This window comes from Halothiobacillus neapolitanus c2 (genome assembly GCF_000024765.1).
GTDB lineage: Bacteria > Pseudomonadota > Gammaproteobacteria > Halothiobacillales > Halothiobacillaceae > Halothiobacillus > Halothiobacillus neapolitanus.
Map to the genome: position 1 here is coordinate 1,156,772 of NC_013422.1, position 20,909 is coordinate 1,177,680.

Sequence of the window (20,909 nt, forward strand, 5' to 3'; positions counted from 1 at the left end):
ATGCCAACCTTGGCCATGATTTAGGCGGCTCAGCAGCAGGTGGATATGAAGATGAATTTGGATCGATCATTACGCAACTTTTCCGTTCGATGGAAAAGGTTGTTGTTACAGATCATGGTGCTCACGACGATGGTGTTCGCACCTGCTCATGCAGATGCCAAAGCGCCTGTGTCGACTATAAGCCCAGCCACCAACCATGCCACCCCTAATGTCATTACCGATTGGACGCCGCAGCCTGCTTTTCTGGCCGGGATGGCGGCCATCGCGCAAGGTGATTCTGCCGCCGTGAATGCGGCGATCGCAGCTCTGAAGGATAATCCGTTGGCGACCTACCTTCGCTTTCGATTCCTGCTCGATCCGCCTACCTCTGACCCAGCGCCTGTCATTGCCTTTCTGCAGACGCACCCGGATTACGTATTTAGTGCGCAATTGAAAAGTCATACGTTGAATAGCCTGATCAGACAACAACAGTTTGCGGACTATCAACGACTGTTATCAGTTGCTCCTGAGCTGAAATCCAATCGACGGCTTAGTTGTCAGGGTTGGCAAGCGGCACTTGAGCTTGGTACGTTGACGGCTCAGCAGGTCAAGGATGCTGAACAATTCTGGGCGCAAGGCCGCAACCAGCCATCTTATTGCGACCCGATCTTCAAGTGGTTGCAGGCCCACGACAAACTGACGCCAAATCTTTATCGGCAGCGGATTAAGGCGTCGATGATTGCGGGCAACCCAAGCTTTGCCTCGTATTTGGTTCGGGCTGGTACATCGCGAAAAATCGGCGGATTGGATGCCTATTTCAAGCGTTGGGATGAGGCTTATAAAAGCCCTCAAAGCACCTTGCAACAGGCGCTGCAACGATATCCTTCATATCCCGGTCACGACGAACAGGCGTTGCTCATTCAGGCGTTCAAGTGGCTGGGGCGGAGTGATCCTCAAGCCGCGCATGATTTGCTTGCGCAGTTGCCTAACTCTTGGCGAATCAATCCGGATGAACAGGCCGAAATAGCGCGCGTTTTCGCGCTGAAAGCGGCCTATACCCGTATGCCGCAAGCGTATGACTGGCTGATGGCTCTACCCGCATCGGTTCAGGACAAAGAAACCCGCACATGGACGGCACGGGTTGCATTGCGTGTGCAGGATTGGGCGCGGCTGAAAGTCGCTATTAAAGCCATGCCTGTTGATCTTTCTCAAACGCCACAGTGGCAGTATTGGCTGGCGCGCGCAGATGACGAACTTGGCAAGAATCAGGAAGCCAAGGCGCGTTGGCAGGCATTGGTGCATACCCCTGATTACTACGGACTGCTCGCTGCCGATCGTTTGGGAATTGCCTATCCGTGGCCGAAAATCCCTCCGCTGCCAACGATGGATACCCGTGCTGTGGAAAAGAACCCGATCGTACAACTTGCCTTTTACCTGCATGCAGCGGGGTTGACGGATGATGCCCGGCGGGCATTTCTGTCAGCACTCAAGGAAATACCGCCAGAACAGATTCCGGCGTTGACCCTGCTTGCCGAGCAATCAAAATGGCATGATCGAGTATCGATTGCCATTGCCCGGATGAAAAAACAGAACGATCCGCACTGGTTTGCGGCACGATTTCCGACTCCTTGGGAATCGACTGTCGACGCGCAAGCCAAGGCGCAAGGCATCGCTTCAAATTGGCTGTATGGAGTGATTCGGCGCGAAAGCCTGTTCATGAGCGATGTCGGCTCCGGTGCGGGTGCGCAAGGATTGATGCAGCTCATGCCGAATACCGCACGCTGGATTAATCACAAGGCCGACCTGGGTTTGACGACGATGAACCTGCATGATCCCACGACCAGTATCACTCTGGGTGCCGCCTATCTCTCCTATCTTAAAGATAAGTTCAACGGTCAACTGCCCTTGGCGATTGCTGCCTATAACGCAGGTCCCGGCAGGGTGCGCCAGTGGCTACCGGAGGATCGGAATCTGCCCGGTGATGTCTGGGTGGATACGATTTTGTTCGATGAAACCCGTAATTATGTGCGGGCCGTGCTGTCTTCGACCATGATTTACGCGTGGAGAGAATCGAGCGAGCGTGAGTCGAATAAATCATCGCAGAATACGGATAATCTGCTTTCACTGCTCACACCCGTTCAGGCAAGTAATCCGACGACTCTGTCATCAGTTAAACCCGCGGCCACTGTCGTCGCCGAGCGAGTTGCGGGTAACTGATGAGTTTTCTGTTCTACGATTTTGAGACCACCGGTTCCGATCCGCGTTGCGATCGTCCAATACAGTTCGCAGCCTTGCGAACCAATGACGAGCTTGAGCCTATCGATTCACCCTTGACGCTGTATGCCACGCTTTCGCCCGAAGTATTGCCGCATCCCCAGGCCGTGTTGGTCACAGGTATTTTGCCTCAAACGCTCGCCTCATCCGGCGGTCGGCCCGAAGCGGAATTCGCCGCACTCATCCATGCCGAAATGATGCAACCAGGCACCTGCGCCGTGGGCTTCAACAGCCTGCGTTTCGATGCCGAACTTTTGCGCTTCATGTTCTGGCGTAACTTGCGCGATCCCTATGCCCATGAATGGAAATCAGGCAATAGTCGCTGGGATGTGCTGGATGCGGCCCGGGCGTTTCGCCTGTTGCGACCCGAAGGCATTCACTGGCCCACAGACGAGCAGGGCGCGCCTACCTTGCGGCTCGAGGCATTGACCAAAGTCAATGTCATTGCCCACGCCAACGCGCACGATGCCTTGGGTGATGTTGAAGCCACACTTGCCTTCGCGCGACTGATGCGCGCCCAGTCGCCAAAACTGTTCGAGTACCTTTTGAGCCTGCGCAAGAAAGCCGTTGTGGCCGATTTCGTGGATAACCCGGAGCGTGCATCTTTCGTGCATGTCTCCGGACGCATCTCCTCCACGCTTGGCAGTGCGTCCGTATTCGCCAACCTTGGACAAGTGCAGGGCATCAATACGCAGCGTCTGCTTTGGGATTTGAGATTCGACCCTACCGAGGTGCTTGATGACGATATGGAAACACTCGCGGCGCGGCGTTTTCTTCGAGATGCAGATGCACAAGATAACCAGCATCGGCTGCCCATCAAGCTGTTGCATCTCAATCGTGCCCCGGTGGTGGTCCCCAACGCCATCCTCAAAGAAGGGGATATCGTCGAGCGGATGCAACTCGATTTAGACGCGGTACAAAAAAATACTCGCACCATGGCTCAATTCAAGCGTGAAGTTGCCGATAAATTACATGCGGTATTGGCTGAGCAGATGGCATTTGCTTCACAGGATGCGGAATGTGCCCTGTATGAAGGATTCATGCCGAATGTGGATCGATATGCGCTGGATGATTTCAACCGGGTGTTTGATCAGGCAATGGCAGCGGGCGGCAGTGCACAGGATGAGCCGGTGACCGAGGCCCTGCGCAAGCTTATGGCGCAGTCGTGGCAGGATGCGCGCTTGCCGGAATTGGTATTCAGGTTTGTCGCCCGCTTGCGGCCCGATTTATTGAATGAGGACGAACGGACTCAATGGCAAAGTTGGGTGGATTCACGTTTGAATGCCGCACCTGACCAGCGTTATATGGGTTTTGCGGGATTTTTCGCGGCAATAGATGCCTTGATGGCTGATGCGGCCTATCGAGATGAAGCGACTCTTGCGCTACTGACTCAACTCAAAGCCTGGGGAGAAACGCGAATTCGAACATAGTTTCACGCCGGTCTGAAAGGGGCATATTCATATTTTGGAAAGAGTGGGCTGGATATGAGTTTCATCGTTTTTGGACCGGGTATAAGTGACCACCTGACGCTGAATCAGGCATTGTCGCCTTCTGCCATGCCTAGCCAGCCTCAGGCCGTTGTTCCAACGAACAGTACGCGGCGAGTTCAGGATACAGACGAAGATCATTCAGGTCATGATCCCCGGCGAGAAGAATTGCAGGGTGAGTTGGCAGATGGCGCTGCGCCTCGAACGTCGGCCATCGGTGCCTACGAGTCGGTGCGGCACGCCCAGAAGGAATTGGGCCCCGTACAGTTTGCAGAGCAGATCATGACATCGCCCGTATTGAGCCTGATGCCTGATGCACCCATCTCTGAATTTCGTGCGCTAATTACCCGACGAAAAATTGGTTTGGTGCCGCTGATCGATGCACAAAAAAAGCTCGTCGGCATTGTGACCAAAGGCGATTTGACCCGACAACGCGTGCGATTCACGGATCTTGCACCAAGACCTGTATCCACCATCGGGACACCGAATGTATTAACAGCAACGACAAACACCAATATCCGCGAACTGGCCCGTGTGCTGCTCGCGCGGGATATTCGTGGCCTGCCGATTGTCAATGATATAGGTGATGTTGTCGGTGTGGTGACGCGAGGCGATATTCTCCGCGCCCTCGTCAATTACGCGCCATTGGAACTGTGGCTGTAGCCAGTGGCTCAATCAGCCCACGATATCTGCCATGCAGCGCAACAACGCCGTTCCATCGGGTTCGGTGCCATCGCGTTGGGCACGCCAGAGCGCTTCACTCAAGCATTCCATAATCTGATGCTCAGCCCTCAGCAGGTCGCCAGTTTTGCGGCATAGATCTTGGTACTTTTGCCGGAAACCGGGCGGTTGGTCTATTTCAACCATCTCCCGTATCGACAGATGAAATCCGAGATGAAGGAAGGGGTTGGTTTCTCCATTCTCGGGTAACCAGTCTTTTTCCAGCGCGCGCTCCGGGTCGCTCATCAGTTCATGGTATTCGGGATGTTGGCCAATCACTTCACTGATCTTGAGTTCAAGTCCCGTCATCGGCAGGCCTTCGCGCTGCTTTTTCCAGGCATCCAGAAAGGGTTGGCGCATCTGGCGGCGGTCATTGCTGTACATGGGCCGTTTCCGTGGAAAGTGAATCGGATGGGTTGTATTTGCCGGTGAACTCCGGGTTGCAGCCTTCCGTTTTCTGGCGGTAATCGCACAGATCACAGACAACGCAGGCGCCGCAATCGGGCTTGCGTGCCTTGCAGGTATAGCGACCATGCAGAATCAGCCAGTGATGGGCGTCGATCAGGTATTCTTTCGGCACATGTTTCATTAAGGCCTTTTCTACCGCGAGCACGGTTTTTCCCGGCGCAAGCCCGGTGCGATTGGCCACACGGAAGATATGCGTGTCCACCGCCATGACCGGCTCACGAAACAGGGTATTGAGCACGACATTTGCCGTCTTGCGACCGACGCCGGGGAGTGACTCCAGCGCTGCGCGATCTCGCGGCACCGCACTGGCATATTTCTCAAGCAGGATTTGGCAGGTGGCCAGAACATTGCGGGTTTTGGCACGATATAACCCCAATGTTTTCAGGTAAGATTCAAGCCGCTCCTCACCCAGCGTCAATAGGGCTTCTGGGGTGTTGGCAACCGGATATAATCGGCGAGTGACTTTGTTCACCGCTACATCGGTCGATTGCGCGGAGAGCATAACGGCGATCAGTAGCTCGAACCCGTTGTCGAATAACAGTTCAGTCGTCGGGTTTGGGCGTTGTGCGGAAAGTCGCTCGAATAACAGACGGCGGGTATTTTTATTCATTGTGGAACTAATGGTTTCTCGAGCTATCTTCTTTTATGGCTGGCATTGAATATATTCACGATGGATTTTTCTGTTCAGCCTTGCTGCTTGTTTTTCCGTTTGATTGTAGAAGTCCGGGAATCATCTTACCGGTTAATGTTCGATTCGTGGCACCGAGCCGCGGATGGTGATTGAGAGGCGATCATTATGAATAAGTTTTGGGGACGCGTCGGTGCGTTGTGGGGCGTGTTGGGGCTGACTGCACTGCTTGGTTGGGCGGTCTACCGAGTGTATCCCTTCGCACTTGAGGCCACACACGAACCTTGGCGTTGGTATGAAATGGCTTTCTTCGTCTTCTGGATGGTGTTTATGCTGTACGGAGAAGGTTACAAGGGTTTCCAAAAAGGGTTTTCGCCCCGGGTTGTTGCCCGTGCGGCGCACCTTTCTCAAAACCCGGTCTGGTGGCACATCCTGCTGGCACCGTTGTATTGCATGGGATACATCCACGCCACCCGCAAGCGTCGCATTGTCGCGCTATCGGTTACGACGGGCATTATCGTGCTGATTGTCGCTGTCCATTGGTTACCCCAGCCTTGGCGAGGAATTGTAGATATGGGCGTGGTTTCAGGTTTGATTTACGGAATCGGGGCAATGTGGGTTTATGCCATTCATGCGCTGATTGGTCATGAAATCAATCACCCGACGGATGTGCCAACGGGTGGTTCCATGCCCTTATCGCCTCCATCAGCATGAGCGATTCCCCGATGAGCGATTCAGCCGAGTCCAAAAACCGCCTTTCCCGTATCGTGACGCGAACCGGAGACGGCGGCATGACCGGTATGGCGGATGGGGCGCGCCTTTCGAAAACACATCCGCGTGTGGTGGCTCTGGGCGAGCTCGATGAACTCAATGCGCACATCGGATTGTTGCGCAGTTATTTAAAGCCCGTGAATTACGCCCACCTCGATGCGTTTCTGGAGGTGCAGCAACATGCGCTGTTCAACTTGGGCGGTTTTATCGCGATGGCGAGTCTGGCCGATGGTTCCATGCTGCCGGATTTGGATGCACTCGAACAATGGGTGGAGCAAAGCAATGCGGGTTTGCCGCCGCTCAAGGAGTTCATCCTGCCGGGCGGGTCTGTGATGCTTGCCCAATCGCACATTGCCCGTGTAACGGCCCGGCGTGCCGAGCGGAATCTCTGGGCGCTGGTGGCGGAAGATGCTTCGACCGAACCCGTTGCGGTCTATCTCAATCGCCTGTCTGATGCGCTGTTTGTTTTGGCTAGGGTGCTGGGCGATGCCGACGGCAGTTTGGTCTATTGGCGTAAACCATCACGTTAAATTCAGGCAGACAAAATCGCCGTTCTTAATTGGTGGAGCGAACGCGTCAGAGTGTTTGCTGGGCAACCGATATTCAATCGCATGAATCCACTGCCGGCTTGACCAAAACTGATGCCTGGATTGAGCCCCAACCCGGCCTGTTCGACAAAAAAAGTTGAAAGTGCAGCGTCATCGTTTAGCTTGAGTTCTTGCATCAGTTTGCGGCAGTCCAGCCAGAGCAGAAACGTCGCTTCGGGCGATGTTACGTCAATGCCCAGATCTTCCGCTGCAAAAAAACGGCATACCCGATCACGATTCTCTTTGAGTTGACGCATTAATCCGGTCAACCAGTCCGAGCCGAATTGGTAGGCCGCAATCAAAGCGGTAATGCCAAAAACATTGCCGGAACCCAAACCCGCATTGATGACGCTTTCTTGTACCTGCCAGCGAAGCTCATGGTTTTCAATCACGGCAAAAGCCGTGTTCAGCCCGGCGATATTGAAGGTTTTGGATGGCGCATTCAGTGTGATGCAGTTGGCGGCTATTTCGGGCGAGAGCGAAGCAATGGGGATATGCCGATTGGGTTCGTAAACGAGATCGGCGTGGATTTCATCCACCAGAATCAGCACACCGGCGTCGATACAAATTTCGGCCATTCGTGCCAACTCGTCGCGTCGCCAAACCCGCCCAACCGGGTTATGTGGCGAGCAGAGAATGAATAGCCGTGCCTGTTGTGCTTTCGTCGTGAAATCATCCCAGTCGATTTCGTACCCTTCGGGTGTCCAACGTAGGGTGTTTTCCAGCAGGCGCCGATGATGGCTGACGGGCATTTGGTGAATGGGGGGATACACCGGTGTTTGCACGAGTACGCCATCGCCAGGTTGGCTGAACAAATGCACCAGCAAACTCAAAGTAGGTACAACACCCGGCAAAGGCAGGATGGATTTGGTATCGATATTCCATCCATGACGAGTGGCTAACCAGCCCTGAATGGCCGAATAAAAATCTGGCGGGTAAATTGTATACCCGTAGACAGGATGCTCGGCACGGGCTTTAAGCGCGTTCAGAATGGCTGCGGGTGCCGCGAAATCCATATCCGCAACCCACAGCGGAATGACATCTTCCCGACCAAACCGATCCGCGCGTGCGTCGTATTTGACGCAATCACTATTGGCTCGGTCTACACCATGCGAAAAATCAGATTCGGGCGCTTCGGTCATTCTTTTTTCCAGATCGTCATCTCCGCAATGGTGTGCTGGAATTTGCGTGCCGTTTCTCGGATGACGAACGGAACGTCGTGCCGGGCAATGAACTTGAACTGCGTGTGCAGTCGCTGCGTCAGCCCCTCGAAACTGGTGATCGATTCGCCGTCTTGGCGAATACCACCCAGCCACTGCATCTTGGGCGTGTGTTCTTCCAGCCATGTGTAAGGTGAGGTCAGGATGAGCAAGCCACCCGGATTCAATCGTTCCGCTGCATCACGCAGGAATTTGGCCGGATCGTACAACCGATCAATCAAATTACCGGCAAATATCAGATCATAACCCGTGAATTGAGGTTTGAGGTTGCAAGCATCGGCTTGCCAGAAGCTGACTTTTCCGGGCGTGGACGACAAGTGGTCGGGCAGGGCTGCTTCGCGAAAATCGACCAGTTCGCCTTCGGTGGGTAATGTGTAACGAATTCGACCTTCGGTTTTCATCTGCTCGGCAACGCGCACGAAGCGGGCGGAGAAATCGAGACCCGTGACCTCATCAAAGACACGTGCCAGTTCAAAGCTGCTGCGACCAGTCGCGCAACCAATATCCAGCGCACGGCGTGTGGGCATATCCACCATCGCTTCAAGACAAAGCTGAGCGCATTCGGCAGGGAAGTTATTAACATCAAAATAACGCTGGCCCCAGCCGAATTCGGCGTATTGACTTACCAGTGAATCGGTTTCGTACACACTGGCGTTGATGCGCTCGACATAATCGCTGTGCACATAACGGAAGCCAGCATGCTGGAAGAAGTGCCGTCTAAAGGCGTACCGAGCCGATTGGAGTGCCTCGTTGCCTGTGCTGATGAACGAACCGCCTTTGATCAGATTGTGCTTGCCGTCGAATGTGGGCGTGGTGAAATCGTCATAAAGCGGATGAACTTCGAAACCTTCGAAGGGATAAATCGGTGTGTTTGTCCACTGCCAGACGTTGCCAACGATATCGTAAAAGTCCCCTTGTCTGAATCGATTCACGGGGCAAGCGCTGGCCTCATAACCCAACCCGAGGTTGCCGGGCGGAATGCCGCCCCAGTCACTCTGGTCGAGGAGATCGGCTTCATCCACAAGGCGATACCATTCGTCCTCAAACGGAAGACGAATTGTTTTACCGCTTTTAGCCGACAACCAGTTACAGAACGCTTCCGCTTCCAGTTGATTGACATCGACCGGCCAATTCAGGGGCAGTGGGATTTCTGTTGCGAGTGTCCGGTAGCGAAATCCATCTGGCTGAGCAGAATCTGCAATCCAGAATACGGGATGTTCCGGTTGCCGAAATTGCCGCCATGCCAAGCCTTCTTCACCCCAATAAGAATCGTGGTGATAACCCCCATCCCGAACAAACTCAAGAAACTCTCCATTGCTGACCAAAAAGCGACTGGCAGAAAAAGCGGGAATTTGCGCTTCGTGGCGACCATATTCATTATCCCATCCGTAGAACTGATCGTGTTTCCCTAGGACGACCTTTCCGGCCGGAACGGGAATCAGCTCGTTTGAATGGTTCGGCCCCACGTCTTCGCAAACCGGCCAGAGATACGGTTGAGGTTTTACGGATTCAATGGGTGTTTGTCGAATCAGGACAGAGGATGTTTCCAGATGAATGCGCTCATGCTCAATCCCCATCAAGATCGGCCAGAAAGGTGAATTCCAGTCGATAGGCAGGCTGAGCGGCAGCGTCCGAATGAGCCGATCAACCGTTGCTCGGACTTGCTGGCGGTAGGCTCTGGTCTCCTCGACGGTCGGCCAGTCGTAATGCGCGTCGTTCAGGTCATCCCAACTCATCTCGTCCACACCAACAGCGAACACCGATTCCAGTCGGGGATTGATCCGTTCAGGAAGCAATTTGGCGAGTATCAGCTTATTGACGAAGAAGACCGCCGTATGACCGAAATAGAAAATATGCGGGTGACGCAGACGTTCCGGTCGCTGAAAGAACACAGAGTCGTCGACGAATAAAGAGAACAGCCTTTCGAAGGTGTCCATGGTCGCATGCAGGTAGGCACGAATTTCTTCACGTTTGGCTTCTACATCCGTTCCATCCAGTTGGGGCGGGCAAACAAAGGGCATCGAATGGCTCCATCAGTGGATTAAAGTGCCCATTAGTTTAGACGAGTGAAACAAATATGCTGGTGATTTATTACTTTCCAAACGCGTAAACAAGATTGATTGATGTGAAGGTATCGGTTTTTTTGGTGTCGACCGGCACCTTGGTGTTGTGCTGCACGGTATAGGCCACCTTAAGTGCCAGCGTTTTCGTCATGTTCACGCTCAACGCAGTTTCGGATTCCAGTTCGGTGTTCGCCGCACCACCTAAAACAGTCAGCGATTGTTCAAACTTGGCAGTGTCTGAAATGTTGTACCTAAAGTTTGCTCTTGCCAGACCAATCAGGTTGTTCTCGCTCGTGCCATCTTGCGTTTTAGACTTGCGATAACCAGGCCCGGCTTCAGCACTGAGTTCACCCAGGTCGCTTACCCAAAATTTGCGCCCTAAACCGGCGGCAACGGATGCCTGATAGGTATAACCCGAAAAGGCATCATGACTGTATCGCAATGAATCAAAAGCGTAATTGCGCAGGTCAAATGCAAAGCGGCTGGAGAAATCGGCCACGGTGCGGTTCGCGGTAGAGGCCCCGTCCTCGCTGCTTTGCAATGTGGATACCTTAAATCGATGAGACCAAGGGCCTTGCTCGTATTTGAGCGAGAATTTGCCGTTGACACTGCTTGTTTGGCTATTGCCGGTACTAATCGACGCACCCAATTCGGCCGCACCGGACCACGGGCTTTCGACGGCACTCGTCTGAGCTGCCTGGGCGTTTGAACACAGGAAAAGCGGCGCGCTCAAGCAGGCAGCAATCAAGGGGAAGATAGTCGCTGAGTTTCGTTGCATAAGAAATACCTTGATTTTGATAAAAAAATTAATGTTAGATGCTTAGTCGGAGAAGGTCCAATCGATTAGTAGTATTTTTTTGAAGAATTAACCCAAACAAGCCCATCTAATAGTGGTCATTGCTGTGCTGTACAGCGTGTAGGACTCGTACCCTCGCTTCGGCTGCCAAACGATCCCGAGCAATAGGCGCATCTATAACAATGGGCTCTAACACATGCACGATCGCAACGAGCTGGCGGCTGGCGAGGATGCGGAGGAATGAACCCAAGATGTGATCATCGTCGATATAGGCAGCAGCGCGGGCGAGCTTGCCATTTGCTGCAAGGTAGCGAATGGCTATGGGGAGAATGGGGGCCTTCGCATCGATGGCCGATTGAAAGAGGCGGGCATGAAAACGTTTGACTACGCTACCTTCCGTGGTCGTGCCTTCGGGGAAAACAACAACATGCCGACCAGCAGCCAAGCCATCGCTAATTGCATTGCGTGCACCGTTGCTACCCGAGCCGCGCTGCATAAACAAGGTGCCTGCAGCGGCGGCAAGACCGCCGATGACCGGCCATGATCGCACTTCTTGTTTGGATACAAAAACAGCGCGGGGCGCCAAGCTGCCGAGCAACGGGATATCCAGCCAGCTGATGTGGTTTGCAACCCAAAAATGCGCCGTGCTTGCGGGCAAGCATCCGCGGATAACGACTTTAATCCGTAAGATTTGAATGAGGCGTTCGTGCCATTCGCGCACTAATTTCGCCTGTGATTCATCACTGCGTCTGCCCCTGCTTTTGGTGAGAACAATACCTTTGATGACATGTGCCGTGAGGCGTGCCGCCCGAAAGGGAATCCACCACATAAAGGGACTCAGGCGCTTTTTTTGCGTGCTCGAACTGCACGCCACGCGGCCATTGCGTACAAAGCGCCTGAAAGTAGCGTCAGGATAGCAGCGACTACGAGCAGCCAGTAGCCGATCTGATAGACGGGCACCACATCCCAGAGCGGGAACCAATTCAACATGAACATGATGGCGAACATCTGTGCCACGGTTTTCAGTTTGCCGATTTGAGATACCGCGACGGCTGCTCGATTCCCAGTTTCCGCCATCCATTCACGTAAGGCCGAAATGAATATCTCGCGCCCGATGATGACAATGGCGGCCAGCACAATCAAAATATCGCCGTTTGAGTAGACCAGCAACAATAAGGCAGCAGCGACAATGAGTTTGTCCGCTACCGGGTCGAGAAAGGCGCCGAATGAAGACTGCTGGTTCCAGCGCCGCGCCAGATAGCCATCCAGAAAATCGGTTGCAGCGGCAAGGCCAAATATCCAGGCCGACAGGGGGCGTGCCGCATCAAACGGCGCAAATAAATAGACGAACACCAGTAACGGTATCGCCGCGATGCGTAGCCAGGTAAGAAAGAGCGGTAGCGTCATCGGGGCGTTTCCCTTGCTGTTTTGCTTGATTCTGACAAATTGACGCGATCAACGATTTCGGTGCTACTCGAGTCGAAACGTTCCAGCGTGATCCCATCTGCATTGAGTGCAACCAGCCAGCCGCGGGTAGACCAGTCTCCCGTGACCACCCGCACGCGCCCATCGGCCAGCCGATGGATGGCTGGGCGGTGGGTGTGTCCATGAATCAGCAACTTAGATTCTTCTGACTGCATCAGGGCAGAAACGGCTACAGGATTCACATCCATAATATCTTCCGGCTTGCTGCTCGATTCGGTTTTGCTCCGGGCGCGCAAACCTTCGGCGATCGCGATGCGTTCTGCCAGTGGCTTGCCAAGAAAATCACACCTGAAAGCCGCAGAGCGCAACTGCTGACGCATGGCCTGATAGGCGTGATCATCCGTGCAGAGCGTATCGCCATGGCAAAGCAGGATGGTTTCGCCCTGATGGGCCAGTGGAAATACATCGGGCAGATATTCAGCGCCGATTCGGTCTAGCAGATTCTGCCCGACCAAGAAATCTCGATTGCCCGCCTGAAAATACTTTTTGCAGGGCAGGGCGGATAGTTGATCAAGCGTATGGCCGATGGCATCGGGCAAGGGCTGATCATCGCCCACCCAGTAATCGAACAGATCACCGAGAATATAAAGCGCATCCGCCTTTGCCGCACGGGCAATGAGCGCTGCGAATGTATCGGTCTGCGGATTAGCCGGCGAGAGATGAATGTCGGCTATTACCAGAATTTCGGCCACTGGGATCCTTCCTACACTATGCTTGATCTGAACCTGAAAACAATCAGGCAGTAACACGTTCTGCCGCAGTGATGATCACATCCTCGGCTGGCACATCGCTATGGCCATTGCGCCGGCCAGTAGGCAGGGTCGCCATGGCATCGACAACAGCCATCCCATCGACAACCTGACCGAATACGGCGTAGCCATAACCTTGCGGGTTCGGTGCCGTGAAATCAAGAAAACCGTTGTCCTTGAGGTTGATGAAAAACTGGCTGGTGGCAGAATGCGGGTCGCCGGTACGCGCCATGGCGATGCTACCGCGCACATTCTTCAAGCCGTTGTCCGCTTCGTTGGCAATCGGCGGCATGGTTTTCTTTTGTTCCATATCGGCAGTCATGCCGCCACCTTGCGCCATAAAGCCCGGAATGACACGGTGGAACGTGGTGCCAACGAAATGGCCGCTATCCACGTACGCCAGGAAGTTGGCGACGGTGGCGGGCGCTTTCTCTGCATTCAATTCCAGAGTGATGGTGCCAAGACGGGTGGTGAGGGCGACGCGTGGTTGTGGATTGCTCATTTACTTAATACTCCAGATAGCAAAAGGGATGTTTGGCAAGGAGCCTGTCGGACTTTAGGAATCGTAGCGAAAATCAAGCTGGGCGAGGGCAGATTTTGCCGCTTTTGCAGGGTAATAGCGGGTTCTATTGCCCAAGAAAGCGGTGAAATATGCACCGTTCAGATGGATTTGCAGCCGATTTCCCTAAAGTCCGGCAGGCTCCTGGCAAGGACAGAACTCGCATACTGCGCAATTGCTTTCCTATTTTTGGGTTGAGATTGCACGATAAAGTCGCAATCATACACGCAACATTTGGCCCTATTAACGAGAAAAGACACATTATGCTGGTTATTTATGACTCCCACGCACGCGCCAAGCGTGAATTTGTGCCGATTAAACCGAAAACAGTGGGGATGTATGTTTGCGGCATGACGGTTTATGACCGCTGCCACATCGGCCATGCGCGGGTAATGGTCGTGTTCGATATGGTTGTCCGTTACTTCAGGGCAAGTGGCTATGAGGTGCATTACGTGCGCAACATCACGGATATCGACGACAAGATCATTGCCCGTGCCGCCGAGAACAAGGAAAGTATTCGCAGCCTGACCGAGCGTTATATCGAAGCTATGCATGATGACGCGGCCGCCTTGGGCTGCCTGTTACCCACAGCTGAACCACGCGCTACCGAATCGGTAGGCGATATGGTGGCGATGATCGAAAGCCTGATCGAGCGCGGCCACGCCTACCGTGCAGCCAATGGCGATGTGTACTTTGATGTCTCCACGTTTGATCGATATGGCGAACTTTCCAACCGTAATCCTGATGACTTACGTGCGGGCGCGCGCGTTGAGATCGACGAGGCGAAAACCGATCCGCTCGATTTTGTGCTCTGGAAGGCCGAAAAACCCGGAGATCCGAGTTGGGATGCGCCTTTTGGCCCCGGTCGTCCGGGCTGGCATATCGAATGCTCGGCCATGTCGACCCGCGCGCTGGGGGCGACCTTCGATATTCACGGGGGAGGGCAGGATCTGCAGTTCCCGCACCATGAAAACGAAATCGCCCAAAGCGAGTGTGCGACGGGTCATCATTACGTCAACTACTGGATGCACAACGGCTTTGTGCGGATCAACGAAGAGAAGATGTCCAAATCCCTGGGCAATTTTTTCACTGTGGCGGAGGTGATGCGGCAATATCACCCGGAAGTGATTCGGTTGTTCGTGTTGTCCAGCCATTACCGCAGCCCATTGAATTATTCGGACCAGAATCTGGATGCGGCGCGCGCCAGTCTGACACGCTGGTACACGGCTATAAAGGACGCACCCCAAAATGGAACACCTAACCCGGAGGTTATGGCGCGTTTTCGTGGGGTGATGGACGACGATTTCAATACACCGGAAGCATTGGCGATCGTGTTCGAGCAGATCAGCGAATTGAACCGCAGCAAGGATGCCAATTGCGCCGCGACGATAAAGGCCATCGGTGAAATCCTGAATCTCGGACAGCACGATCCGGAAAGTTTTCTGCGTTGGGCACCATCCTCTTCGGATCAATTGAGCGACGAGGCGATTGAACAGAAAATCGCCGAACGTGCTAGCGCGCGCGCCAACAAGGATTTTGCGGCATCGGACCGGATTCGCGATGAGCTTCAGGCCGCAGGCATCGTGCTCGAAGACAAGGCCGGGCAAACCACTTGGCGGCGCGGCTGAGTAGGGGCTGATTCGAACACTAGTGTACTGTTTCGCTCTTGGAGGCACATTCAGCGAGTCGCTGGCCGATTAGATGCAAGGCGCGCTCGCGCCGCAATGGCCGCCCCCTTGCAAGCGAGCGCAACGCCGCAGATGATCGGCCAGCGGCTCGCCCGATGGGAGTGCTCCGAATGCGCCATGACGGCGTTGCCGTGCTTGACAAGGGTTTGGCCATTGCCTGCGCACGGCGCCTTGTCCTGACGCATTCGGAGGACTCTGAAAGTACCTCCAAGAGCGAAACAGTACACTACCGAGGCAGGCTGTTACACTGCCACCCCAAAATAATTCCAGATACCTGAACGAGCATTTATGAGCACGCCTAAACTGATCCGCCCCCAACTTTCTCCAGACAACGCCGACAAGGGCTGGGTCTACCATTTGTCGCACACCGACCTCGACGGTTATGGCGCCCAATTCATGCTCAAGGCCGCTGGTATCAATACGCGCTGCTTCAATGCCGATTACCGCGATATTCCGCTGGCGGTCGATAAAGTCGTCGAGCAAATCATCGAAGAAGGCGAACCGGCCTCTTTGCTGCTGACCGACCTCAATCTCACGCTTGATCAGGCCGAGCAGATCGACAAGCGCATCAAGAAGCTGAAAGTCCCGACGACACTGCAATTGCTCGACCATCATGCGACTGGCGCGGATTGCGCCGCCAAATACGATTGGTACTACCTCGATACGGAACGCTGTGCAACCAAACTGGCGTTTGAGGCGGTTGCCGATTTGATGTCCGAAGAGCAGCGGGCACAGTATGCATTGCGGGCCGATTTCGTTGATATGGGCGACCGTTGGCTGAAAGATGAGCCGTTGTTCCGCAAGTCTTTATATCTGCTCGGATTGGTGATGCAGGATGATCATCTGGCTCCGCCGTTGGCGGATCTCAAGCGCAGTTACCGTTTTCATCTGATCGAGCATTTTTTTCAGGCGCATGAGCGCGGCGAAAATCTGGAGCCGATCGAGCGCGGTCTGTATGACGTGCGCAAAAACTTCCTCGTCGGTCGCATCGACGAACAGGATCTGAATAATCCCGAACTGCCGCTCAACGATAAATTCCACATTCTTTCCGCATCCGTGCTCGATGAGACCACAGTGCCCATGCTTGATATCGACGGCGTGCGCACCGGCGTATTCTTCAACTGGCCGCATGACGTGTGGCGCGGTGTGATCATGGACATGATGGAAACCCGCCACAAAATGGATATGGCAATCGGCGTTCGGGGCAATGGCAAGCTCTCGCTGCGTGCAAATCCCGGTGTGGACGCTGGCGCAATTTCGGCAAAATACTTCCGGGGCGGCGGCCATCCGGGCGCGGCGGGCGGTGAGCTGCGGGATAACCGCTTGCGCGATCTGGATCATGCCGTGTCATCAATCAAGCAGACGATCAACCCCGCACCACCTGTCGCTACGGCCAAGTTGGGCAGCATGATCACCATTCAGCCGCCAAGAAAAGGCGCACAGAAGAAATAATGGGCTTTAACCTTAGCTTCAAAAGCCGATGAGTACGGCGGTCATTTCCGCGCGTGGACATGCACGTTTGCTGGCGGAGCTCGATCAACTGTGGCGCGTGGAGCGACGTCTTGTCGTTCAGGCTGTTTCCGAAGCCGCTGCTTTGGGCGACCGCTCGGAAAATGCCGAGTACATTTATGGCAAGCGGCGTTTGCGCGAAATCGATCGTCGCATTCGTTATCTGCAAAAGCGGTTGGGTGACATCAAGGTGGTGCGCCAGCCGCCTACCGACATGAACAAGGTCTATTTTGGTGCTCGAATCACTTTGCTTTACGCTGATGATCGGGAGCAAACGGTTTGCCTCGTCGGGCCTGACGAGATCGATCCGGCAAACCAACTGATCAGCATCGATTCCCCGCTTGCCAAAGCAGTGCTTGGCAAGGCGTTGGATGCAGAAGTTGTGCTCTTCTTGCCAAGTGAAACTTCCACGCCGCGCCGTGTTCATGCTGAGATCATTGCCATCGAATATCCCTCAGAACTGCACCATGCAGAAATCCACATTACTTCGCAAAGCTAATTTCGTTCGCGTATTCAAGAAAGCGTCATGCAAAAAGCCCAAAATTGATGCATTGCTGCGTTAGAATGCGAGCCTTTAGTTTTCTCGTGCCATGCACTGTCTCACTGATCCGTCCGCCACAGGAATCATGCCATGTTATTTCGTTTCCCCATCGTCATCATTGATGAAGATTTTCGTTCTGAAAACGCCTCCGGTCTTGGAGTGCGTGCGTTGGCCGACGCCATCCGTGCGGAAGGGGAAGAAGTACTCGGCGTGACGAGTTACATTGATCTGGCCTCGTTTGCACAACAGCAGAGTCGGGTTTCCGCCTTCATCGTTTCCATCGATGATGAGGAATTCAGCACGCTGAATCATGAACCGGATCAGGAACTGCCTGTCATCGCGCAGTTGCGCAAGTTCATCCATGAGATTCGCTTCCGTAATTCAGACATTCCTATTTTCCTCTATGGCGAAACCCGGACCAGTCGCCATTTGCCCAACGAGGTGCTTAAGGAACTGCATGGCTTTATTCACATGTTCGAGGACACGCCCGAGTTTGTGGCGCGTCATGTGATTCGTGAAGCCCGGTCTTATCTGAATTCGCTGTCGCCTCCGTTCTTCCGTGCATTGACCGGTTATGCGGCCGATGGCTCCTATTCATGGCATTGCCCTGGGCATTCAGGCGGCGTCGCGTTCCTGAAAAGCCCGGTGGGTCAGATGTTCCACCAGTTCTTCGGTGAAAATCTGCTGCGCGCCGATGTATGCAACGCAGTCGATGAACTCGGGCAACTGCTTGATCACACGGGGCCGGTGGCCGCATCCGAACGCAATGCCGCACGTATTTTCAATGCCGATCACCTGTTCTTTGTCACCAACGGCACATCGACCAGCAACCGGATGGTCTGGAATTCCAATGTGGCGCCGGGCGATATCGTGGTGGTTGATCGAAACTGCCACAAATCGATTCTGCATTCGATCATCCTGACCGGCGCCATTCCGGTATTCATGATGCCTACGCGAAATCATTACGGCATCATCGGCCCGATTCCGCAGAGGGAATTTTCGGTCGAGAACATCAAGGCGAAGATCGAGGCGCATCCTTTTGCATCGAAGGCTGAAGACAAGACACCTAAAATTCTCACCATCACGCAATCAACCTACGACGGCATTATCTACAACGTCGAAGAAATCAAGAACGAGCTGGATGGCTATGTCGAAAACCTGCATTTCGACGAAGCTTGGTTGCCCCATGCCGCCTTCCACGATTTTTATGGTGACTACCACGCGATTGGCGCTGAGCGTCCTCGTTGCAAGAAGTCGGTTATTTTCTCGACTCAGTCCACGCACAAAATGTTGGCGGGGTTGTCGCAGGCGTCACAGATTCTGGTTCAGGACAGCAAACAACATTTGTTCGACCGTGATGTGTTCAACGAGGCGTACTTGATGCATTCGTCCACATCGCCGCAGTACGCGATCATTGCCTCCTGCGATGTGGCCGCGGCCATGATGGAGCCGCCGGGTGGTACGGCGTTGGTCGAGGAATCGATTCTCGAAGCGCTCGATTTCCGCCGTGCCATGCGCAAGGTGGATGCCGAATACGGCGACGATTGGTGGTTCAAGGTCTGGGGGCCGGACGTTCTTGCGGAAGAGGGCGTCGGTTCGCAGGACGATTGGATGATTTGTGCTGAAGACGAGTGGCACGGTTTCGAGCGGATGACCGATCGTTTCAACATGCTCGATCCGATCAAGGCGACGCTGATCACCCCCGGCTTGAATTTGAATGGTGATTTCGATGAAACGGGCATTCCGGCTTCGGTGGTCACAAAATATCTTGCCGAGCATGGTGTTGTCGTTGAAAAAACGGGCTTGTACAGCTTCTTCATCATGTTCACGATCGGCATTACAAAAGGGCGCTGGAACACCCTGCTGACGGCGCTGCAACAGTTCAAGGACGAATACACCAAGAACCAACCGCTGTGGCGGATTCTGCCGGATTTCGTCGCAAAATATCCGCGTTATGAGCGTATTGGCCTGCGTGATCTGTGCCAGCAATTGCACAATCTGTACAAGAAGAACGATGTCGCACGCCTGACGACCGAGATGTATCTATCGAATATGGAACCGGCCATGCGGCCTGCGGATGCCTGGGCAAAAATGGCGCGCAAGCAGATCGATCGCGTACCGATCGACGAACTAGAAGGCCGCATTACTGCCTCGCTCGTAACGCCGTACCCGCCGGGTATTCCATTGTTGATTCCGGGTGAGCGTTTCAACAAAACCATCGTTGATTACCTGAAATTCGCGCGTGAGTTCAACAAGCAGTTGCCTGGGTTCGAGACCGACGTTCACGGCCTGGTCGCAGAAGAAACCGATCACGTCAAATCCTATTTTGTGGATTGCGTCAGGGACGATTGATGCAGTCGATACTCGTAGTCGGTGGCGCGGGCTATATCGGCTCGCACATGGTCAAGTACCTCGATCGTGCGGGCTACCGTGTCGTGGTGCTCGATAATCTTTCTACCGGTCATGCCGATGCCGTCCGCTACGGCGAACTGATTGTTGGCGATATGGCCGATAGCGAGCTACTTGATCGGTTGTTTCGTTCCCATCGATTCGATGCCGTCATGCACTTTGCCGCTTTTAGCCTCGTTGGCGAATCGGTTGGTAACCCCGGAAAGTATTACCGCAACAATGTCGCCAATACGCTCAATCTTCTGGATGCGATGGTGCGCCATCAGGTAAGGCATTTTGTCTTTTCGTCTACGGCAGCAACTTTTGGTGAACCCCAGTCAGATCGGATCGATGAATCTCATCCGCAAAAACCAATCAATCCCTACGGCCGCAGTAAGTTAATGGTCGAGCATCTGCTGGCCGATTATGATGCCGCTTATGGCCTCAAATCAGTGTGTCTGCGCTACTTCAACGCGGCCGGAGCCGACCCGGAAGGTGAGTTGGGCGAACGCCACAATCCCGAAACGCATCTGATCCCTCTGGTGTTACAGGCTGCTTCCGGCCGCCGGTCGCATATTCACGTATTCGGAACGGATTACGACACACCCGATGGCAGTTGTCTGCGCGACTATATTCATGTGCAGGATCTCTGCTCTGCGCATCAACTGGCTTTGCAATGGCTGCAAGCGCGTCAGCAAAGTCAGCAATTCAACCTCGGCAATGGGGACGGTTATTCCGTGCTTGATGTCATTGAAACGGCGCGTACAGTGACCGGTCAGCAAATTCCTGTTCTCATCGAGGATCGCCGGGCAGGCGATCCTGCGCGTTTGATTGCCGACGCAACATTCGCGCACCAACATCTTGGGTGGAAACCCGAATATCCCGCCTTGGAAGACATGATTGCCCATGCTTGGCACTGGGAACAGTCAATCTGATTACCGGTTATCTCTGCTCATAGTCCGCTGCCCCAGGTTTTTCGCTTATTAATCCGGCCCAA

19 protein-coding genes are annotated in these 20,909 nt (G+C 54.1%); 10 read left to right on the plus strand and 9 right to left on the minus strand.

Features of this window, described 5'->3' with window-relative positions:
- Positions 1-51 precede the first annotated feature (51 nt).
- The 3 genes from HNEAP_RS05380 to HNEAP_RS12235 are packed head-to-tail and all read left to right on the plus strand — an operon-like array spanning position 52 to position 4,403.
- A complete protein-coding gene (locus tag HNEAP_RS05380) occupies positions 52-2,196 on the plus strand; it encodes a lytic transglycosylase domain-containing protein (RefSeq protein ID WP_041600379.1) in 2,145 nt (714 codons plus the stop codon).
- Positions 2,196-3,683 (plus strand): exodeoxyribonuclease I, encoded by a 1,488-nt coding sequence (sbcB, locus tag HNEAP_RS05385; RefSeq protein ID WP_012823943.1) that lies wholly within the window; start codon positions 2,196-2,198, stop codon positions 3,681-3,683. Before HNEAP_RS05380 ends, sbcB begins: the two co-directional genes overlap by 1 nt.
- A gap of 54 nt (positions 3,684-3,737) precedes the next feature.
- Positions 3,738-4,403: a CBS domain-containing protein gene (locus tag HNEAP_RS12235; protein ID WP_012823944.1), complete on the plus strand. Its 666-nt coding sequence runs from the start codon at positions 3,738-3,740 to the stop codon at positions 4,401-4,403.
- Between the two features lie 12 nt (positions 4,404-4,415).
- On the opposite strand, the gene HNEAP_RS05395 is transcribed toward HNEAP_RS12235, so the two are convergent.
- Together HNEAP_RS05395 and nth are read right to left on the minus strand one after the other, a co-directional pair.
- On the minus strand, positions 4,416-4,844 hold the full coding sequence (locus tag HNEAP_RS05395) for a DUF1841 family protein (protein ID WP_012823945.1): 429 nt from the start codon (positions 4,842-4,844) through the stop codon (positions 4,416-4,418).
- Positions 4,831-5,538, minus strand: coding sequence for an endonuclease III (gene nth, locus HNEAP_RS05400; protein WP_012823946.1), 708 nt, complete (start codon positions 5,536-5,538; stop codon positions 4,831-4,833). The genes HNEAP_RS05395 and nth overlap by 14 nt, the downstream gene beginning before the upstream one ends.
- Positions 5,539-5,724: 186 nt before the next feature.
- Between nth and HNEAP_RS05405 the strand changes: the two genes are divergently transcribed.
- Positions 5,725-6,270 carry a hypothetical protein gene (locus tag HNEAP_RS05405; protein WP_012823947.1) on the plus strand — a complete coding sequence of 182 codons (546 nt, stop codon included), beginning with the start codon at positions 5,725-5,727 and terminating at the stop codon, positions 6,268-6,270.
- Between the two features lie 11 nt (positions 6,271-6,281).
- Positions 6,282-6,857 (plus strand): cob(I)yrinic acid a,c-diamide adenosyltransferase, encoded by a 576-nt coding sequence (locus HNEAP_RS05410; RefSeq protein ID WP_012823948.1) that lies wholly within the window; start codon positions 6,282-6,284, stop codon positions 6,855-6,857.
- A 2-nt stretch (positions 6,858-6,859) separates the two neighbouring features.
- Here the strand turns inward: HNEAP_RS05410 and HNEAP_RS05415 are convergent, their stop codons facing one another.
- The 7 genes from HNEAP_RS05415 to HNEAP_RS05445 all read right to left on the minus strand — a co-directional run bounded on the left by HNEAP_RS05415 (position 6,860) and on the right by HNEAP_RS05445 (position 13,729).
- Positions 6,860-8,056, minus strand: a complete 1,197-nt coding sequence (locus HNEAP_RS05415) for a pyridoxal phosphate-dependent aminotransferase (protein WP_012823949.1) — start codon at positions 8,054-8,056, stop codon at positions 6,860-6,862.
- Positions 8,053-10,155, minus strand: coding sequence for a 5-histidylcysteine sulfoxide synthase (gene ovoA, locus HNEAP_RS05420; RefSeq protein WP_012823950.1), 2,103 nt, complete (start codon positions 10,153-10,155; stop codon positions 8,053-8,055). The genes HNEAP_RS05415 and ovoA overlap by 4 nt, the downstream gene beginning before the upstream one ends.
- Positions 10,156-10,225: 70 nt before the next feature.
- On the minus strand, positions 10,226-10,975 hold the full coding sequence (locus HNEAP_RS05425; protein ID WP_012823951.1) for a DUF481 domain-containing protein: 750 nt from the start codon (positions 10,973-10,975) through the stop codon (positions 10,226-10,228).
- Between the two features lie 106 nt (positions 10,976-11,081).
- Positions 11,082-11,714 (minus strand): lysophospholipid acyltransferase family protein, encoded by a 633-nt coding sequence (locus HNEAP_RS05430; protein ID WP_181442975.1) that lies wholly within the window; start codon positions 11,712-11,714, stop codon positions 11,082-11,084.
- A 116-nt stretch (positions 11,715-11,830) separates the two neighbouring features.
- Positions 11,831-12,400 carry a CDP-diacylglycerol--glycerol-3-phosphate 3-phosphatidyltransferase gene (gene pgsA, locus HNEAP_RS05435; protein WP_012823953.1) on the minus strand — a complete coding sequence of 190 codons (570 nt, stop codon included), beginning with the start codon at positions 12,398-12,400 and terminating at the stop codon, positions 11,831-11,833.
- Positions 12,397-13,170 carry a UDP-2,3-diacylglucosamine diphosphatase gene (locus HNEAP_RS05440; RefSeq protein WP_012823954.1) on the minus strand — a complete coding sequence of 258 codons (774 nt, stop codon included), beginning with the start codon at positions 13,168-13,170 and terminating at the stop codon, positions 12,397-12,399. Before HNEAP_RS05440 ends, pgsA begins: the two co-directional genes overlap by 4 nt.
- A gap of 43 nt (positions 13,171-13,213) precedes the next feature.
- A complete protein-coding gene (locus HNEAP_RS05445) occupies positions 13,214-13,729 on the minus strand; it encodes a peptidylprolyl isomerase (protein ID WP_012823955.1) in 516 nt (171 codons plus the stop codon).
- Positions 13,730-14,049: 320 nt separating this feature from the next.
- On the opposite strand from HNEAP_RS05445, the gene cysS reads away from it, so the two are divergent.
- The 5 genes from cysS (at position 14,050) to galE (ending at position 20,847) form a co-directional block, all read left to right on the plus strand.
- Positions 14,050-15,414: a cysteine--tRNA ligase gene (cysS, locus tag HNEAP_RS05450; protein WP_012823956.1), complete on the plus strand. Its 1,365-nt coding sequence runs from the start codon at positions 14,050-14,052 to the stop codon at positions 15,412-15,414.
- A gap of 348 nt (positions 15,415-15,762) precedes the next feature.
- Positions 15,763-16,926, plus strand: coding sequence for a DHHA1 domain-containing protein (locus HNEAP_RS05460; RefSeq protein ID WP_012823958.1), 1,164 nt, complete (start codon positions 15,763-15,765; stop codon positions 16,924-16,926).
- 28 nt (positions 16,927-16,954) lie between these two features.
- Positions 16,955-17,482, plus strand: coding sequence for a transcription elongation factor GreB (gene greB, locus HNEAP_RS05465; RefSeq protein WP_012823959.1), 528 nt, complete (start codon positions 16,955-16,957; stop codon positions 17,480-17,482).
- Positions 17,483-17,614: 132 nt separating this feature from the next.
- Positions 17,615-19,876, plus strand: coding sequence for an arginine/lysine/ornithine decarboxylase (locus HNEAP_RS05470; RefSeq protein ID WP_012823960.1), 2,262 nt, complete (start codon positions 17,615-17,617; stop codon positions 19,874-19,876).
- Complete coding sequence (gene galE, locus HNEAP_RS05475) at positions 19,876-20,847, plus strand: UDP-glucose 4-epimerase GalE (protein ID WP_012823961.1); 972 nt, start codon at positions 19,876-19,878, stop codon at positions 20,845-20,847. Before HNEAP_RS05470 ends, galE begins: the two co-directional genes overlap by 1 nt.
- Positions 20,848-20,909 lie beyond the last annotated feature (62 nt).

Bases quoted from the DNA above. Each gene is read 5' to 3' on its own strand.
- HNEAP_RS05380 (WP_041600379.1), top strand. From the start codon at position 52: ATGAATTTGGATCGATCATTACGCAACTTTTCCGTTCGATGGAAAAGG.
- sbcB (WP_012823943.1), top strand. From the start codon at position 2,196: ATGAGTTTTCTGTTCTACGATTTTGAGACCACCGGTTCCGATCCGCGT.
- HNEAP_RS12235 (WP_012823944.1), top strand. From the start codon at position 3,738: ATGAGTTTCATCGTTTTTGGACCGGGTATAAGTGACCACCTGACGCTG.
- HNEAP_RS05395 (WP_012823945.1), bottom strand. From the start codon at position 4,844: ATGTACAGCAATGACCGCCGCCAGATGCGCCAACCCTTTCTGGATGCC.
- nth (WP_012823946.1), bottom strand. From the start codon at position 5,538: ATGAATAAAAATACCCGCCGTCTGTTATTCGAGCGACTTTCCGCACAA.
- HNEAP_RS05405 (WP_012823947.1), top strand. From the start codon at position 5,725: ATGAATAAGTTTTGGGGACGCGTCGGTGCGTTGTGGGGCGTGTTGGGG.
- HNEAP_RS05410 (WP_012823948.1), top strand. From the start codon at position 6,282: ATGAGCGATTCAGCCGAGTCCAAAAACCGCCTTTCCCGTATCGTGACG.
- HNEAP_RS05415 (WP_012823949.1), bottom strand. From the start codon at position 8,056: ATGACCGAAGCGCCCGAATCTGATTTTTCGCATGGTGTAGACCGAGCC.
- ovoA (WP_012823950.1), bottom strand. From the start codon at position 10,155: ATGCCCTTTGTTTGCCCGCCCCAACTGGATGGAACGGATGTAGAAGCC.
- HNEAP_RS05425 (WP_012823951.1), bottom strand. From the start codon at position 10,975: ATGCAACGAAACTCAGCGACTATCTTCCCCTTGATTGCTGCCTGCTTG.
- pgsA (WP_012823953.1), bottom strand. From the start codon at position 12,400: ATGACGCTACCGCTCTTTCTTACCTGGCTACGCATCGCGGCGATACCG.
- HNEAP_RS05445 (WP_012823955.1), bottom strand. From the start codon at position 13,729: ATGAGCAATCCACAACCACGCGTCGCCCTCACCACCCGTCTTGGCACC.
- cysS (WP_012823956.1), top strand. From the start codon at position 14,050: ATGCTGGTTATTTATGACTCCCACGCACGCGCCAAGCGTGAATTTGTG.
- HNEAP_RS05460 (WP_012823958.1), top strand. From the start codon at position 15,763: ATGAGCACGCCTAAACTGATCCGCCCCCAACTTTCTCCAGACAACGCC.
- greB (WP_012823959.1), top strand. From the start codon at position 16,955: ATGAGTACGGCGGTCATTTCCGCGCGTGGACATGCACGTTTGCTGGCG.
- HNEAP_RS05470 (WP_012823960.1), top strand. From the start codon at position 17,615: ATGTTATTTCGTTTCCCCATCGTCATCATTGATGAAGATTTTCGTTCT.
- galE (WP_012823961.1), top strand. From the start codon at position 19,876: ATGCAGTCGATACTCGTAGTCGGTGGCGCGGGCTATATCGGCTCGCAC.